The sequence below is a fragment of the Leucobacter celer subsp. astrifaciens genome (genome assembly GCF_001273835.1).
In the GTDB taxonomy this organism is placed as follows: domain Bacteria; phylum Actinomycetota; class Actinomycetes; order Actinomycetales; family Microbacteriaceae; genus Leucobacter; species Leucobacter celer.
Genome location: NZ_JHEI01000001.1, coordinates 1 through 251, shown reverse-complemented (window position 1 = coordinate 251; position 251 = coordinate 1). Strand labels below are relative to the sequence as shown.

Here is a 251-nt window from a genome sequence, read left to right as displayed (position 1 = left end):
CCCCAAGCCGGGCCGCCCGGCCCGCCCATGGGCAGGAGGCCCCGAGGGCCGCACCCGCCGCGCGCCCCGCCGACCGGGGGTGGCGTTTCCACCGGCCCGTGCCGCTCCCCCGCTTCTACGCGAGCCCCCGCGCCGAGCTGCCGCCCTTCTCCCGCGCGATCCAGATCGCCCGGGTGGGGCGGGCCGAGCGCCCGAAGAAGGGGCGCTACCGCCAGTTCGTGCAGGCCGACATCGACATCATCGGCGAGCCC

The 251-nt window shown here is 78.9% G+C and carries 1 pseudogene; it reads left to right on the top strand.

Going from position 1 to position 251, the window contains the following annotated elements:
* Positions 1 to 251 (top strand): annotated as a pseudogene (locus AMS65_RS20225) (histidine--tRNA ligase); the annotation flags it as partial.